The sequence below is a fragment of the Paraflavitalea soli genome (assembly GCF_003555545.1).
Classification (GTDB): Bacteria; Bacteroidota; Bacteroidia; order Chitinophagales; family Chitinophagaceae; genus Paraflavitalea; species Paraflavitalea soli.
Window position 1 is genome coordinate 6798830 of the sequence record NZ_CP032157.1, and the last position, 16408, is coordinate 6815237.

17 protein-coding genes are annotated in these 16408 nt (G+C 47.3%); 7 read left to right on the top strand and 10 right to left on the bottom strand.

Annotated features, from left to right (window positions below):
• Positions 1–2: 2 nt before the first annotated feature.
• The 3 genes from D3H65_RS26150 to D3H65_RS26160 form a co-directional block, all read right to left on the bottom strand.
• Positions 3–536 (bottom strand): rod shape-determining protein MreD, encoded by a 534-nt coding sequence (locus D3H65_RS26150; RefSeq protein ID WP_119053127.1) that lies wholly within the window; start codon positions 534–536, stop codon positions 3–5.
• Positions 529–1380 carry a rod shape-determining protein MreC gene (gene mreC, locus D3H65_RS26155; RefSeq protein ID WP_119053128.1) on the bottom strand — a complete coding sequence of 284 codons (852 nt, stop codon included), beginning with the start codon at positions 1378–1380 and terminating at the stop codon, positions 529–531. Before mreC ends, D3H65_RS26150 begins: the two co-directional genes overlap by 8 nt.
• Positions 1381–1477: 97 nt before the next feature.
• Positions 1478–2503 (bottom strand): rod shape-determining protein, encoded by a 1026-nt coding sequence (locus D3H65_RS26160; protein ID WP_119053129.1) that lies wholly within the window; start codon positions 2501–2503, stop codon positions 1478–1480.
• 594 nt (positions 2504–3097) lie between these two features.
• Here D3H65_RS26160 and D3H65_RS26170 point away from each other — a divergent pair.
• The 3 genes from D3H65_RS26170 to D3H65_RS26180 are packed head-to-tail and all read left to right on the top strand — an operon-like array spanning position 3098 to position 5001.
• On the top strand, positions 3098–3649 hold the full coding sequence (locus D3H65_RS26170) for an RNA polymerase sigma factor (RefSeq protein ID WP_119053131.1): 552 nt from the start codon (positions 3098–3100) through the stop codon (positions 3647–3649).
• Positions 3650–3684: 35 nt separating this feature from the next.
• Entirely contained in the window at positions 3685–4560 is an 876-nt protein-coding gene (locus D3H65_RS26175; protein WP_119053132.1) for a hypothetical protein, read from the top strand.
• 12 nt (positions 4561–4572) lie between these two features.
• A complete protein-coding gene (locus D3H65_RS26180; RefSeq protein WP_119053133.1) occupies positions 4573–5001 on the top strand; it encodes a hypothetical protein in 429 nt (142 codons plus the stop codon).
• Between the two features lie 143 nt (positions 5002–5144).
• On the opposite strand, the gene uvrC is transcribed toward D3H65_RS26180, so the two are convergent.
• The 5 genes from uvrC to gpmI form a co-directional block, all read right to left on the bottom strand.
• Positions 5145–6989, bottom strand: a complete 1845-nt coding sequence (gene uvrC, locus D3H65_RS26185) for an excinuclease ABC subunit UvrC (protein WP_119053134.1) — start codon at positions 6987–6989, stop codon at positions 5145–5147.
• Positions 6990–7085: 96 nt separating this feature from the next.
• Positions 7086–7706: a hypothetical protein gene (locus D3H65_RS26190; protein WP_119053135.1), complete on the bottom strand. Its 621-nt coding sequence runs from the start codon at positions 7704–7706 to the stop codon at positions 7086–7088.
• 77 nt (positions 7707–7783) lie between these two features.
• Positions 7784–9292: a hypothetical protein gene (locus tag D3H65_RS26195; RefSeq protein WP_119053136.1), complete on the bottom strand. Its 1509-nt coding sequence runs from the start codon at positions 9290–9292 to the stop codon at positions 7784–7786.
• A gap of 74 nt (positions 9293–9366) precedes the next feature.
• Complete coding sequence (locus D3H65_RS26200) at positions 9367–10044, bottom strand: RNA polymerase sigma factor (RefSeq protein WP_245999593.1); 678 nt, start codon at positions 10042–10044, stop codon at positions 9367–9369.
• Between the two features lie 183 nt (positions 10045–10227).
• Positions 10228–11751 (bottom strand): 2,3-bisphosphoglycerate-independent phosphoglycerate mutase, encoded by a 1524-nt coding sequence (gene gpmI / locus D3H65_RS26205; protein WP_119053137.1) that lies wholly within the window; start codon positions 11749–11751, stop codon positions 10228–10230.
• A gap of 137 nt (positions 11752–11888) precedes the next feature.
• On the opposite strand from gpmI, the gene D3H65_RS26210 reads away from it, so the two are divergent.
• The 3 genes from D3H65_RS26210 (at position 11889) to D3H65_RS26220 (ending at position 13741) form a co-directional block, all read left to right on the top strand.
• Positions 11889–12284, top strand: coding sequence for a DUF4783 domain-containing protein (locus D3H65_RS26210; RefSeq protein WP_119053138.1), 396 nt, complete (start codon positions 11889–11891; stop codon positions 12282–12284).
• A gap of 72 nt (positions 12285–12356) precedes the next feature.
• Positions 12357–13211, top strand: coding sequence for a carboxylating nicotinate-nucleotide diphosphorylase (nadC, locus tag D3H65_RS26215; protein ID WP_119054665.1), 855 nt, complete (start codon positions 12357–12359; stop codon positions 13209–13211).
• A 185-nt stretch (positions 13212–13396) separates the two neighbouring features.
• Positions 13397–13741: a translation initiation factor gene (locus D3H65_RS26220; protein WP_119053139.1), complete on the top strand. Its 345-nt coding sequence runs from the start codon at positions 13397–13399 to the stop codon at positions 13739–13741.
• A gap of 42 nt (positions 13742–13783) precedes the next feature.
• Here the strand turns inward: D3H65_RS26220 and D3H65_RS26225 are convergent, their stop codons facing one another.
• Together D3H65_RS26225 and D3H65_RS26230 are read right to left on the bottom strand one after the other, a co-directional pair.
• Positions 13784–14212 carry a (4Fe-4S)-binding protein gene (locus D3H65_RS26225; protein WP_211345554.1) on the bottom strand — a complete coding sequence of 143 codons (429 nt, stop codon included), beginning with the start codon at positions 14210–14212 and terminating at the stop codon, positions 13784–13786.
• 187 nt (positions 14213–14399) lie between these two features.
• A complete protein-coding gene (locus D3H65_RS26230; RefSeq protein WP_119053141.1) occupies positions 14400–15851 on the bottom strand; it encodes an NADP-dependent isocitrate dehydrogenase in 1452 nt (483 codons plus the stop codon).
• Between the two features lie 154 nt (positions 15852–16005).
• On the opposite strand from D3H65_RS26230, the gene apaG reads away from it, so the two are divergent.
• Positions 16006–16392 (top strand): Co2+/Mg2+ efflux protein ApaG, encoded by a 387-nt coding sequence (gene apaG / locus D3H65_RS26235; RefSeq protein ID WP_119053142.1) that lies wholly within the window; start codon positions 16006–16008, stop codon positions 16390–16392.
• Positions 16393–16408 lie beyond the last annotated feature (16 nt).

A 16408-nucleotide genomic window follows, 5' to 3' on the forward strand; every position in this document is an offset into this window, starting at 1 on the left:
TTTTAAGCGGTATTGGTCCTGAACTTTTCTTTACGGTAAAAGAGCAATTCGGTGACCAGTATTAACAATAAACTGACCCCGGTTGTTGCCAATACTTTGCCCAGGAAATACCAAAAGGAGCCAAACTGGATCCATTCCAAAATTACAAGCCAGGTGTTGTGCAGCAACGTTAAAATAAGGATATAGGTAGCATAGGGAGCTAGTCCCATGCTGGTGATAGAGGGGGATTTATAGTTTTGTTCGGCGCCTTCCTGCGGAATGAGGATGTTGATGAGAAAGGGGCGCAGGTAAGCGATCAATACACAGGCTGCGGCATGCAGGCCGGGTGTACTGGTAAAAAAGTCGAGGCTGAGACCAAACAGAAATCCTACCAGGGTCAAAGTGCCGCGGGAGATCCTGAATGGCAGCCATAGGATGTACAGGAAGTAGATGTAAGGAACTACAAAGCGGTGTATAGGTGGTATCTGAAACAGCACATACACCTGTATGAATATGAATAAAACAAAGCGGATTATATTCTTAACAAGATCACTCATTGGTTTTTATTTTCTCCTCCAGCTTTTTCTGTTCGTCTTTTTGCAGGTTTTCAACGACCACGGTATGCTCTAAGTTATAGAAATCGGTGGCTGTTTTCAACCTGAGTGTATAGAAATTGCTTGATTTGTCATCCACTATTTCTGCTACGGTGCCGATCATCACGCCTTGGGGGAAGCGGCTGGAATACTGGCTGGTGACGATGGTATCACCTTTGGTAACCTGCATGCTTTTGGGCAGGTTGATCATGGTGAGGTAGGCAGGGTTTTTCCCATCCCAAAGGACCTGGCCTGTTTCACCGCTTTTCTTGAGTTTGGCGCTCTGGCGGCTTTGGCTGTGCAGGAGACTCATGACCACGGCCATATTTTCGCTGGTGAAAATGACGGTGCCGGCGACTCCTGAGGGGCTGATTACGCCCATATCTTTCCGGATGCCTTGTTTTTCTCCGCGGTGGATGGTGAAATAGTTGTTCTGGAAGTTGACGGAGTTATTGATCACTTTGGCTGCCCGGAAGAAGTATTTCCGGTAATGGCCCAGGGTGTCATAAGCAATGGTGTCCTGAACTGTGCGGAGGGTAGTATCGGGAGCTTCGAAGTTCTCACGCAGTTGGTTGCGGAGTTGTTCATTTTCCTTTACCAGGGCTTCGTTGGTCTTTTTGAGTTTAAAATAGTACTCAATGTTGTTGTACTTTTCATTGATACGGCCTGTTACCTCGTTGGCTACACCCATAAAGGCTGCTTCGTGGAAGCGATTGTAGTGAAACAGGATATACAATGCCACCAGTTGCATCACCATGAAGAACAGGAAGTTAAAGTACCTTCTGATGAAGAGAAAAATATTACGCACCTGCGGTATAGTTTTAAGTTGATCAGTTGAAAGGTTAATAAGCTGGAAACGGGCAAAGAACAGGCCATACCTGTAAACCTGTCAACTTTTCAACCTGTTAGCGCATCACGAAGGGATAATGCTCATAGTTCTTTAAAGCCAATCCTGTACCGCGTACAACACTCTTCAGGGGGTCATCGGCCACATGTACGGGTAACTTGATCTTTTGACTGAGCCTTTTATCCAGTCCACGCAGTAAGGCGCCGCCACCGGTAAGATACAGGCCGCGGCGATAGATGTCGGCTGCGAGCTCGGGCGGTGTCATTTCCAGCGCTTTCAGGATGGCTTCTTCGATCTTAAAGATGCTTTTATCCAGTGCTTCGGCAATTTCCTGGTAGCTGACCATGATCTGTTTGGGGATACCGGTTACGAGGTCACGTCCGTTAACAGGAATATCATCGGGTGGGTTGTCCAGGTCTTTCATCGCAGCTCCGATGTTGATCTTGATCTGCTCGGCAGTACGTTCTCCGATGAGGAGGCTATGGTAGCGGCGCAAAGCTTCCATAATGTCGGCGGTGAATTCATCACCGGCGATACGGATACTTTGGTCACAAACGATACCTGCCAGGGCTATTACGGTAATACCGGTGGTACCACCGCCGATATCGATGATCATGTTACCAACGGGTTCTTCTACGTCGATGCCGATACCCAGTGCCGCTGCCATCGGCTCGTGTAAGAGGTATACTTCTTTGGCGCCAGCCTGTTCCGCACTGTCACGAACAGCACGTTTTTCTACTTCAGTAATGCTGGAAGGGATGCAGATCATCATTCTCCAGCTGGGTGGGAACAAAGGTTTTTTGGGATAGATCATTTTGATCATCTCCCGTATCATGAGCTCTGCGGCATTAAAATCGGCAATTACACCATCCTTCAATGGGCGAACCGTGCGGATACTTTCATGCGTCTTCTCGTGCATCATTAAGGCACGCTTACCTACAGCCAGTACGGTTTTGGGGTTATTTCGATCCAGGGCAACGATGCTTGGTTCATTCACTACTACTTCATCGTTATGGATAATGAGGGTATTGGCAGTACCCAGGTCTATGGCAATCTCCTGGGTGAAAAAATTGAATAAGCCCATTTTAAAAGGTCAGATTTTTGGATATGAATATAATGCCTGCAAAATTGATGCAAATAATCCGAATTAACAAAGTGAAACCCTTACCAGAACAGTATTTTTTCAACAAGTGTGAATTCTGCTGCGGTACATTAGCTACTACTTCGGTCGAGATGTTCTTTTGACAATGCGGTTGCTGCTGTTGCACTAACGTTTGATATCACTGTTAATTGTTTTGCTTTGTTTATTTCGAACATTTTTTTGTGTTGATGACAGATGCACTGCAAACTACGTGCTACAAACGGAGGAACAGAAAATCCGAATGAAGGAACTATGTAAATAACAACTGATGATGGGATGTTGTTTACTGCAGAAAATGGCAAGTAAACCTACGGTAGTTTTGCCGTGAAAACAGTGAGGCCGGGAGGGGGCGGGCAGTTTGCCGGAAAATGATAAAAACGCTGTAAGTATGACCAGGAGCGGTTTTGGGGTGCCGATAATGTGGTGGTTCTCCGTTTATCCATATGCAAATACTTTCATAAAGTATCTGCACGTTTTAAACCAAATGGGTTAATTTTATTCGAATTCATATTACTAACCAACCATAAATGCTAACCTATGGCGGTTACCACTCAAGACAGTGAGTTGCTGATCCTATTTCGTGATCCTGCCACCAAAGAAAGTGCCTATACATCCATTATCAGGAAGTACCAGGAAAAGTTATACTGGCATGTTCGCCGTATGGTGATCGAACATGAAGATGCCAATGATGTGCTGCAAAATGTGTTCATCCGTGTTTGGAACGCGCTGGAGAATTTCAGGGAAGATTCGCAGTTGTATACCTGGCTTTACCGGATTGCAACGAATGAATGTCTTACTTTCCTGGAGCAACAGAAAAAGCGGGCATCTGTGCCACTGGGAGATGTAGAAAGCGGCCTCGAAAACAAGATCAAGGCGGATAAGGATTTTGATGCCAATAAACTGGAATGGAAGCTGCAGTTGGCTATCCAGCAACTGCCTGAAAAGCAGAGAATTGTATTTGGATTAAGGTATTATGACGAGATGCCTTATGAAGAAATGGCCAAGGTATTGGAAACCTCAGAAGGGGCATTGAAAGCCTCTTACCACCATGCGGTAAAAAAAATTGAGGATTATATACTGAACCATTAAACTTCCCTTAACAAAAACGGTCTGATATATTGCTCATGGATCACAGTGTCAACATATTAAACGAGTTACGGGCTATCAGCCCTGAAGTGGCGGCCATCAGCCGGCAACTTCCTTACCAGGCGCCGGCCGGCTATTTCGAGAACCTGCCGCTGCAGTTATTGCAACTGGCGAGGGAAGAAGAGCCGCTATCAACAGTCTTACCAAAGGCAGTAGTAAATCCCTATTCGGTGCCTGCCGGTTATTTTGATCAACTGGCTGATACGATCCTGCTGCGGGCCAAAGCTGCTGAGGAGGCGCTTACTGCGCAGGAGGAATTATCGGTTCTTTCTCCCCTGCTGAGCAGGTTGGATAAGAAACTGCCTTTTGAAGCGCCAGCCGGTTATTTTGCAGAACTTACGGACAATGTAGTGTCGGGCGCCAAAGCCATTGATTTTGTGAATGAAGAGCTGGAAAACCTGTCGCCTGTAATGGCGGGATTGAAGGATAAACAGGTATACGAAGCGCCTGTTGGCTATTTTGAAGCGTTGCCCGGCCAGTTATTGAGCAGGGTAAAAAAGGACGCTGAGCCTGCGAAAGTGGTCGCTTTGGGTTTCAGGCGGAAAGTGATGCGGTATGCAGCGGCTGCAGCATTGATTGGGGCAGTAGTAACTGCTGCCTGGTGGTTCACCGGCAAACCTGGTGCTTCAGGACCGGATATAGTGGTGGCGAAAGTAGATAAGTTATCCGTGACTGAATTGCAGGATTACCTGGAAGATGAACCGGTAGTCATGTCTGCCGACCTGCTGGCGATCAATAGCCGACCTGAGCTGGAGGCCAACGATATGGGCGATCTGCTACAGAATGTATCAGATGATGAGATCCAAAAATATCTTGAGCAAAATATGCTCACCAAAAATACCGGTACGAACTAATTCTTTACGATCATGAAAAAGTTATTGTTAATACTTACCCTCTTTTTAACCGTAGGATTGGCTGTGACAGCACAGGATGACGGTGATGATAAGAAAACACCAGGGGGTAAGGTAGAGGCATTGAAGATTGCCTACATCACCCAGAAACTAAACCTCTCTCCGGAGGAAGCCCAGAAATTCTGGCCTATTTATAACAAATATGCGGCGGAGCTCCGCAAAGTGCGTGTGGATGGCCGGTTGAATAAAGAGACGGAAATTGAAATAGAGGAGAAGCTGCTGGCTATCCGCAAGAAGTACAACGGGGAGTTTACAAAAGCATTGTCTCCTGAGAAAGTAAATGCCTTTTTCAAGGCTGAGAAAGACTTTGGCACAGTGCTCCAAAAAGAACTGCTGGAACGCCGGCAACAAAAGCTGGAGAACCGAAAAAACAACAATCACTGATCAATCGGCACACTCACTTAGGTGTTTTTCATAGGTTAGCACGGCCGGCTCTGTTGAGGGCGGGCCTTCCTGTTGGAAAAGGTATCAGCAGTTAGCGATTAACTTTTAGCGCCTTTGCTTCGCTAATACCTAACAGCGAAAAGCTAAGTGCCAGGTGCCAGCGGAGGAATATCAGTGGGTTGACTGGTCCCGGTAAAGTGATCCCGGATGAGTTTGGCCTTGGAGGCGCCTACTGCTTTTGACAATTCTTCTTCAGACAGCTCCTTAATACGTTTTACTGACTTAAATTCTTTGAGCAACTGATCGGCGGTATTCTTGCCGATCCCTTTGATCTGCTCCAGTTCATTTTTAAAAGTGCCTTTGCTGCGTTTCTGCCGGTGGAAGGTAATGCCAAAGCGGTGTACCTCATCGCGGATACGGCGTATCAGTTTCAGGCTTTCACTGTTGTAAGGAAGCTTTACGGATTCCTGGTCTCCGGGGAAGAAGATCTCCTCTTCATTTTTGGCCAGTCCTACCAGGGTCATGGTACCCTGTAAGCCCAGCTCTTCAATACTTTCCAGGGCAGCGCCTAGCTGGCCTTTACCACCATCGATGATCACCAACTGGGGGAAGCTCTGATTTTCATCCTGCAGTCTTTTGTAACGGCGGTAAACGACCTCTTTCATAGTGGCAAAGTCGTTGATACCCTGTACAGTCTTTACATTATAATGGCGGTAGTCTTTTTTACTGGGAATGCCGTCTTTGAAGCATACCATGGCTGATACAGGATAACTGCCCTGGAAGTTGGAGTTATCGAAGCATTCAATATGGATGGGCGCCAGGGGCAACTGCAGATCTTCCTGCAACTGGTACAGTACTTCCTTGCGTTCTGCATCGTCCTTGCCTTCCAGCCTGAGTATCTTTTTCCTTTTCAGTTCTTCCTGGAAGTAATTGACATTCTTCTCGGACAATTCGAGCAGCTTCCTTTTATCACCTCCTTTGGGAATGGTGAGCAGGACATTGGGTTCGGAATAATCCAATTCAAACGGCACAATGATCTCCTGGGAGAGGCTGTTAAAGGTGCCACGGAGCTGTGCGATGGCAAAGGATAATACTTCTTCATCCGGCTCATCGAGGTGTGTTTCGAGCTGGGAGGTATGGGTTTGCACGATGGTGCCGTTCTCGACCATCAGGTAATTGACATAGGCCTGGTCTCCATCACGCAGGAGGGAGAAGACATCCACATTGGTAAGACGGTTGGTGGTAATGATGGACCTGGCCTGGTATTGTTCGAGGTGATCCAGCTTTTTGCGGATGATCTCTGCTTTTTCAAAGGCCAGGTTGGCTGCAGCGGCTTTCATTTCCTCCTTAAAGTGATGTATGACGGGGTTGAGGTTTCCTTTGAGTATGTTCCGGATCTGTTGCAGGCCATCACGATAATCTTCTGCCGTTTGTAATCCTTCACAGGGGCCTTTGCAATTGCCGAGGTGGTATTCCAGGCAAACCTTAAATTTCTTCTTCTGTATATTGTTGTCGGTCAGGTTGAGCTTGCAGGTGCGCAGGGGAATATTGTTGCGGATAAAGGCTATCAATTCCCGCACCCTGCCTACGGAGGTGAAAGGCCCCAGGTATTCCGAGCCGTCGGCTATGACGGTGCGGGTAAGGAAGATACGGGGGAAAGGCTCTTTCTTGATGACGATATAGGGATAGGTCTTATCGTCTTTGAGGTTGATGTTGAACCGTGGCTGGAACTGCTTGATCAGGGAGTTTTCGAGCAAAAAGGCATCCTGTTCGGAATCTACAATGGTAAACTCGATGTGGTGGATGCGCTGGACCAGCTCATGTGTTTTGTAAGACGTGAAGGTCTTTACAAAGTAGGAGCTTACTCTTTTGCGCAGGCTTTTGGCTTTACCCACGTATAAGAGGGTATTCTGTGCATCGTAGTATTTGTAAATGCCGGGGTTGACCGGGATGGTATGTGCAATATTTTGAAATTCCTGTGCCGTCATATCTGATCTGCCACGCCTTAGGGCAGGGTGCAAATTAGCGAAAAACGATCGCAGATGGGCAAGGATTGCATGGATTGAAGCGCGGAGAAGGGGGGATTATTCTCCAAATTGTTCGGGGTCCCAGATCAGTTTTTCGATGCTGGTAATGGCTGGCCCCTTTTTGGGTTGGCGGATGGTAACGATATAGAAGTACTGGCGGGTTTTCCAGGTCAGTTTTTGCTGTATGGTGGTATCGCCGGCGGCCCATTCTTTTTCCAGGTAAAACCGGCTTACCTGGTCGCCGGAGGAGGAGGTTGAAGGGGTAATATAAGCTACTACGTTGCGCAAGGCAAGGGCGGGGTCGTTGGGGGTATAGATAAACTGCAGCTGCCCGGTTGATTCATCAGCCAGTGAGCTTTCGGTGAATTTCTGGCGGAAGGTGGTGGTTTCCAGTTCGGGCATCAGGAAGGCGGCTGCTAACTGGTGAAAGACGGCGGGTTTGATAAAAAGGGAGTCTTTCTTCCCGTTGATGGTCGTTTTTTTCAGGATACCTCCTGCAAAGGAGTCCACATGGCGAAGGTCCTGGCGTATCAGCTCGATGATGGGCAGGTAGGCAAGGGTGGAATCGGTGACGGTGGAGTCTTTGCCGGCCGCGGGGGTATTGGCGGCGGATTGGCTGCTATTGTCTTTACAAGCGGTGATAAACAGGATAACCAGTAAGGCCGGGAATAACTTCATGTTTGGAAAATAGATGTAAAAATAAAAGCTGCTGTTGTGTTATAACGGCAGCTTTTATCCATAATTGTGTATATGGCTTAGCGGATAGTTTTGGTTACGGCTATTTTAATACCATATTCCATCAGGAACTCGCGGATGGGGTATTCGGTTACATAGCTGGAGAACAGCTGGTAGCGGAATTGGGGTCCTACCTGCCATTTCAGGTCGCCTGATTTATAGGCGAGGAATATTTCTGCACCGGTATTAACATTCCACCTTCTTACGAGGGAAGGTTCTTTGGTGTAGTTCTTATAGTCGGTGGTGATAAGATAGGTTTGCCTGTTGATGAGGTAGGTGGGCTGTACGGTACCTGCTACGCCAACCTGGATCTTGCCGGCGCCCAGTAACCTGAATTCGAGGCCTACGGGTATGGAAAGCTGGAAGTATTGGTTTTGCAGGTTTTCAGATACATCGCCGCCGACGTTACGGATGCGGGTATAGTTGGTCACCGTATCGCTGCCATGGCCGTTTGAACTGTTCAGTGCGATGGTAGCCACATCGGACGAGTAAGAGCCATAAGCCTGGATAGCATAGCGGGAGTAATTGAACTGGGCGCCAGCCTTGATCTGCAGGTTTCTATTGACTGCAAACAGGAAGTGGGAACCAAGTTCAAAGCCCAGGGCTGGTTTATGGTTTACCAATTTATTGGGATCGCCAGCTTCATTCTGGGCGATGGGAACGTTTTTCATGTCTGATGGAATGGACGCATCACTGCTGCGCAGCTGGCGGTAATTCATGGTGGGGGCGAAGGCGAGCTGCCAGCTTAACCTTTTGGGCTTGGGCACGGTCAGGTTATACACAGCATACTGTTGCAGCCAATTGATCCGGCTTTCGTCTTCAGCAGCGCCAGCGTCAACCAGTTTGGCTTTTTCGGGTGTTACCGGTTTTTGTTCGGCTTCCGGCGGAGCTACAGGAAACTGCTGACTGAAAATGAGCAAGGGAGCATATTCAAGGGAAGCCTTGTTGTTTTTATCCTGGGCCGGGATGGCAGTGAGCCTGTCGGCCAGCAATGTTTTGTTGGATATTGTTTTGCTATGGTGACCGGCTACGTTTTCAGCATCGGTTCCGGCATCGTTATTTTCTTTGTTGGATTCAGCCGCTGCATCAATGTTCTGTATGGTTACGATGGTGGGCACCATGGTTTTCGCTGTCTCACTGGCAGTATAGCTATCCGGGTTTGTTACAAATGAAGATGGTGTGGCAGGCTGGTTGTTCCGTGCGCCTTTCGTTACCTGGGTAAAGAAAGGAACCACTGCGGCGGGTTTGCCGGTATTGTTGGAGTTCTTATTGTTATCTGCGATCAGTGTAGAAGGATTAGGGCTGGTATTGGTTTTCTTATTGCCTGATGATGGAGAGATCAATTGAACGATGGCATAATAGCTGATACCGGAAATAAAGAGGAGGAAACTAAGCCAGTACCATTTTTTGCGGGTATGCAACGAGCGGTTTATTCCCTTCCACACCTGGTCGGAAGGATACATTTTGTATTGATCAGCTTTTTGCTTTATCAGCTCTTCAAATTCATCATTATAATAACCGCGCTCCATAATCGTTGGTGTTTGTACGGGTATGTGTTTTTCAAAGGATTAGTTTCATAGCAACAATCAGGTCTTTTTTATTATCACTGTCCCGCGGCCATACCAAGCCAGCTGATCTTTTCTTTTGGCTTTTGGATGATCTTCTTTTTAACCAGTATATCTTCCAGCATTTGTCTGGCTCTTGTGTATTGTGAGCGGCTGGTACTTTCTTCTATGTCGAGCATTTCTGCTATTTCTTTGTGTGAATACCCTTCTACGGCGTACAGGTTCAACACGGTTCTGTATCCAATTGGCAACAGGCGTATGCATTCAACTACCTGTTTAGCCTGAACTATTGAAGGAACGGACTCTTCCCGAACCTGAATAGTGGTAGCGTGAATAATGTCCACGCTTTCATTAAACTTCTTGTTTTTCTTTAGGTGGTTGATGCAGGTGTGAACGATGATGCGGCGTATCCAGCCTTCAAAAGCTCCTTTATTCTGGAAGGTGTGTATTTGTGAAAATACTTTGATAAAACCTTCCTGCAACATATCCTCTGCATCTTCCCGATTGTGGGCAAACCTGTAACAAACAGACAACATCTTGGGGCTGTACCGCTGGTACAATTCCCGTTGGGCAGTTGTATTGTTTTGTAAACAGCCTTGTAAAATGGCGTCTTCGGTCATATAAACCGTTTGGTTGCCCTGTAATTTAGACAATTTCCAGCAGTAAAAGCTGCGTACCGTGGAAAAATAATGCAGATCAATTTTGATGAAAGGCATACGGGGCGGGTAATTCGAAAGGGAGGCGGATGATAAGTGGGAAGGGTTGATAAGTTGAAAAGTGGATGGGTTGACGGGTTGGTAGGTTGAAAAGTTAACAGGGTGAAAGGTTGACATGGGAGTGGGGCAGGGATAAAAAAAAGTGATGCCGGCAAGTTTATACCGGCATCACCGGATCATTCATTAGATCAATACGTTACCGGTCATTTCTGCCGGAATGGGGAGGCCCATTTTGGTTAAGATGGTGGGTGCTATATCGCCCAGTTTGCCGGGCTTTACGGTTCCTTTCCAGTCTTTGTCGATGATGAAAAGGGGCACCAGGTTGAGTGTGTGAGCGGTATTAGGGGTGCCATCTCCATTGATCATGAAGTCGGCATTGCCATGGTCGGCAGTCAGGAACACGGTGTAGCCGTGGGCCAGGGCGGCGGTGACGACCCTTTCCACGCATTTGTCTACGGTTTGCACGGCCTTGATAGCGGCCTCGAAAACGCCGGTATGGCCTACCATGTCGGCATTGGCGTAATTAAGGCAAATGAAGTCGACGCTTTCTTTTTCTATTTCGGGAACAATGGCATCGGTGAGTTCAATGGCGCTCATTTCGGGCTGGAGGTCATAAGTGGCTACTTTGGGAGAAGGGATCATGATGCGACGTTCTCCCTCGAAAGGCACTTCGCGGCCACCGCTGAAGAAGAAAGATACGTGGGGGTATTTTTCTGTTTCGGCGATGCGTATCTGTGTCTTTCCGTCTTTGGCCAGCATTTCACCGAGGGTATTGTTGAGGTTGTCATTTTCAAACACCACGTGTACGTCCTTGAAGGTTTTGTCATAATCGGTCATGGTGGTATAATGAAGCGACAGCTTTTTCATTCCCTGGTCGGGCATGTCGGTTTGGGTGAGCACCTGTGTTATTTCGCGGCAACGGTCGGTACGGAAATTAAAACAGATGGCTACATCTCCGTCTTTGATGGAGGCCAGGGGTTGCTGGTCGGCCCCCAGGATGACGGTAGGCTTGATGAACTCATCGGTAATATTGTGGGCATAGGCCTGTTCAACGGCGGCAAGGCCATCGGTAGCTTTTTCACCTACGCCGTTTACCAGGGCATCATAAGCCAGTTTAACGCGCTCCCAGCGTTTATCGCGGTCCATGGCATAATAGCGGCCGCTTACGGTGGCTATTTTACCGGTGGTTTGGTTGAGGTGTTCCTGCAGGGACTTTAAGTACCCCAGCCCGCTTTTGGGGTCGGTATCGCGTCCATCGGTGAAAGCATGGATATAGACTTCTTTCAGTCCCATTTTAGCGGCCAGGGACACGATGGCTTTGAGGTGAAGGGTATGGGAATGGACGCCGCCATCACTTACCAGGCCCAGGAGGTGGAGGGGCTTTTTATTGTCCAGGGCATATTGTATGGAATTTAACAGTTCAGGATTCTTATCAAATGAGCCATCACGTACGGCCACATTGATGCGTTGGAGTTCCTGGTACACAATACGGCCGGCGCCCAGGTTGAGGTGACCAACTTCGCTGTTGCCCATCTGGCCATCGGGTAAACCTACGTCTTCGCCGCAGGTAACGAGGGTGGTATTTGGGTATTTTGCATACAGGGAGCTTACAAACGGAACATGGGCATTCTGGATAGCATCGGCACTCTTTACTTTACCGAGGCCCCAGCCATCCATAATTACTAAAATTGCTTTGGTACTTGCCATATAACGATATGATTATGTTAGATTTGTCGGAATATCCGGCCGCAAAGGTAAGTAATACACAGGGATTAGTATTTTTTCAACGTAGACTTACTTTGGCATGTTTTTAGCCATTTTCAGGTCAGTAAATTGATGCACTTATGAAAAAGCAACTGAGGCTGGCGACAATAGTCCTTTCGCTATTCCTGGTCTCATTCACTTCTTACTATTACTCCATTGATGATGTTGTAACTGCGATGCGCAGCGGTAACGCCAATCAGTTGTCAAGGTATTTTGACACCAGGGTTGATATTTCCATGCCCGGAAAAAGTGATAATTACAGCAAAAGTCAGGCTGAGATGATCCTGAAAGATTTTTTCACCAGCAACAAGGTGAAGAACTTCCAGATCAAACACCGGGGTGAGAATAAGGACGGATCATTGTTTTGCGTGGGTACTTTGCAAACCAGCAATGGTAATTATCGTACAAAATTCTTTATGAAGCAGAAGGGAGAGCAACAGGTAGTACAGGAAATGGGCTTCGAACTGGTTGAATAAATTTAGTATGTCTGGAAACAGGTGAAGGTCCATAGCAGGAATGCTGTGGACCTTTTCTTTTATCTTTGTTTGATGTTAACTTTTGACGAACAACTGAATATACTGATCAGGTCTGCGCTGGCAGAAGATATTGGTGACGGCGATCATTCTACTTTGAGTTGTATACCGGCAGATGCGCGGGGGAAGGCGGTATTGAAGATCAAGCAGGATGGTATCCTGGCGGGGATGGAAGTGGCTGCGGCCATTTTTCAGTATAAAGAGCCTTCGGCGATATTTACTCCTTTTAAAAAAGATGGGGATGGCATGCAGTATGGCGAAACGGCATTTGAAGTGGTCGCTTCTGTGTATACTATTCTGCAATGCGAGCGGCTGGTGTTGAATTGCATGCAGCGCATGAGCGGCATTGCCACGCTTACACATACGTATAGTGATAAGATCAAAGGGTACCATACCAAGGTATTGGATACGCGGAAAACAACGCCTAATTTCCGGGTGCTGGAAAAAGATGCGGTGCGCATTGGCGGCGGACACAATCACCGCATGGGATTGTATGATATGATCATGCTGAAGGATAACCATATTGATTACTGCGGCGGGTTGGAGAAAGCGATTGAACTGGCCTGGCAATATGTACAACAGGTAAATCCTGGGTTGAAAATTGAAGTGGAAACGCGTAGTCTGGACGAAGTAAAAAGGGTGATGACCTTTGGAAAGGTAGACCGTATCATGCTGGATAATTTCAGCCCCGAGCAATTGGCGGAAGCTTTGAAGGTCATTGAGGGTAAAATAGAAACGGAAGCCAGCGGGGGCATCAACCTCGATAATATTGAAGCTTATGCCAGGACGGGGGTTGATTATGTGAGTGTGGGTGCGCTGATACACCAGGCGAAGAGTTTGGACCTGAGTTTGAAGGCGGTGGTGTTGTAGAGGAAGCTGTGAGCCGTGAGCTACGAGCTGCGAGCGGAATACAGCCCGACGCTGAGGCTTGAGGGGAATACAAGTTGCGAGTTATGAGCTACGAGCGAAAGGCACCTTTGAGAGTGGAGGCGGCATTTAACAATGTTTATAGAAAAGGAACTTTATCTTACTAACGATCACAAAACGGATGCGTGATGAGTAAAAAGAATAAACCCGATACCAAAGGATTTGTATACAGTACGGACCCCAATTTCCGGTTTGAGGAAGAAGAGCAGGCATCACAGGCTACCCTGGCGCCTGCGCAGCAATTACTGAAAGTACGACTGGATACTAAAAACCGGGGCGGTAAAGCGGTGACGCTGGTGCAGGGATTTGTGGGCACGGATGAAGACCTGGAAGAGTTGGGCAAGAAGATCAAGAATTATTGCGGTACGGGGGGAGCAGTAAAGGATTGGGAGGTGATCATACAAGGTGATCAGCGTGATAAAGTGATGCAATGGATGCAGAAGAATGGTTATGTGAAGGCGAAGAAGCTGTAGCGCGGCGGTACAGCTTCTGATAAGTTAGCGTTGAATCTACTTTTACCCCTCAAAGTCTATTTCATTGTGCCTGCCATCGCAGTAAGGTTTGTTGTTGGAGGAGCCGCAGCGACACAAGGCAACGGTGCCTTTCTTCACTTCTTCGCGGCCATCTGCATGGAGAATGACGCACTCTGTATTAATGATATACGGCCCCCTGGGGGTGACTTCCACTTTTAGAATTTGGGCGGCTTCTGCTACGGGATCTTTGGTGGTTTCGGCCGCATTGTTCATGTAATAGCTCAATGCACCGCTGGGGCAATGGCGTACCTGGTCGATGATGCGCTCCGTAGAGGCGCCTTGTATGTTGACCCAGGGGCGTTTGGTGGGATCAAATACCTCTTTGAGGTTGTGCCAGCATATTTTTGAATGGATACATTGCTCAGGCTTCCAGACTACGGTCACTTCGTTGTTGGTGTATTTCTTTTCCACAATTGCAAATTTAGCATATAAGATGCAGGATTGCTACCGCGGTGCGGTATTATCCTGCTTGTAAGTTACGATAATTTGAAAGAGTAAAGCGCAAGTGTCGAAGGCATAAAGAAAGTCCGCAACGATGAGGTCACGGACTTTTTCAATTGTATATTTTACTGTAGGATCGGTAGCTTTTGTCAGTATGCTATTGTCCTGCTGCCACGCTATAAGCTTTCTTATCGCCCCACATGTTGAGCAACTCGGAAGAGGCTATCTTGAAGTTGCCACTGAGGCTCACATACAAGCCGAGGATATCCTGCTGATTGAGGGGCTCTCCGTCGAGTGATTCGAACCGCACATTGTACACGTTTACGAGGTTGGTGTATACAGAACCTGTAGGCCATACCTGGGTACCGCGGTTGCTGATGTTGACAAGCTTGAATTTAACACCTGCATGGCGCTGGCATTTGGTAGCAATGGCCAGTGGCTGCTCATTGCTTTCAATGAACATGTCCACACCCACAATATTTTCATTACCTACTTCTTTGGATTCCATCATGGCATTTTCCTTCAGCTTAAAAGGAGTAGGGGTGCCAGGCTGGTTGGGGAAAACGGGCTTGGGATTGTGCGCCGGCTGTTTGCCAAAGTTGCCGATGATGGCATTGGCAAACTCAGTGGTGTTGACTGATGCTTTTGATTTATCGCCAAAATCGCCGGTGTGTACGCCGCTTTCGAGGGTGTACAATAAAGCGTTTTCTATGATGGCTGCATTTTCTGTGAGGCCCAGGTGTTGCAACATGGATATGCCGCTCAACAATAATGCGGTAGGATTGGCAATGTTCTTGCCGGCAATATCCGGTGCAGTACCGTGTACGGCTTCAAAGATAGAAATGTGATCACCTACGTTGGCGGAAGGAGCAAATCCCAATCCACCTACGAGTCCTGCACAAAGATCAGAAACGATATCGCCCTGCAGGTTGGTGAGCACTACCACATCGAACGTATCGGGACGGGTAACGAGCTTCATACAGAGGTCGTCCACAATAATATCATCGGCTTTCAGTTCGGGATATTCTTTGGCTACTTCATAGAAGCAATCGAGGAATAAACCGTCGGTCAGTTTCATGATGTTGGCTTTGTGACCACAGCTGATACGTTTTGCTTTCTTCTGTTTAGCCATTTCAAAAGCGTAACGGATCACCTGCATGGAACCGGGCCTGGTAATGAAGCGGCGGCTAAGGGCCACATCATGGGTGAGCATGTGTTCGATGCCACCATAAGTATCTTCAATGTTCTCGCGCACTACAGTAATGTCGATGGGAATGCCTGCTTTGGAGAAAACGGTATCTACACCGTGGAGGGTTTGGAATACCCTTTTATTGGCAAAGGTGTTCCAGGTTTTGCGGGCGGTAACGTTTACACTTTTAACGCCTTTTCCTTTGGGTGTTTCCATGGGACCTTTGAAGAGCATACCCAGGCTTTCGATGGTTTGCTGGGCTTCGGGAGTCATACCGTTGGAAAAACCTTTATCGAATACCCATTTACCCATATCAACCACTTCATACTCCAGGGGTACTTTGTTGGCTTCAAAGATCTTCAATACGGCTTCCATGATCTCGGGTCCGATACCATCACCTTTCGCGACTGCTATTTTCATAAGTGAATTATTTAATGTAAATGGGTAATTTCAGAAGAAAACGCTTAAAAGCGGGGCAAAATTAGCATCTACCGGCAATAAATACCATTAAATCTTACCTAAGATTACACCCAGCCTTTATTTTTGTTTACCTTTAAACGGGCAAACTGATAGTATGGTATCTAAAATCTCCGAGGGAATTGAGATCAGTGTAGAAACTTTCTACCAGCCGGATTACTCCAATCCGGTATCCGGAGAGTATATGTTTGCCTATCGTATTACCATTGAGAATCATAATAATTTCCCTGTAAAACTGCATCGCCGGCATTGGTATATCGTGGACAGTAATGGCAGCAACCGCGAAGTGGAAGGGGAAGGTGTGGTAGGTGTTCAGCCCTCTCTCCAGCCGGGCGAACGGTACCAGTATGTAAGTGGCTGCAACCTCCGCAGCGAAATGGGTAAAATGTATGGTACCTACCTCATGGAAAACCTGCACAGCAAATCACAGTTTGATGTGAACATTCCCGTATTTGAGATGATCGTTCCTTTTAAAATGAATTAAGAACAGCTACGAGCTG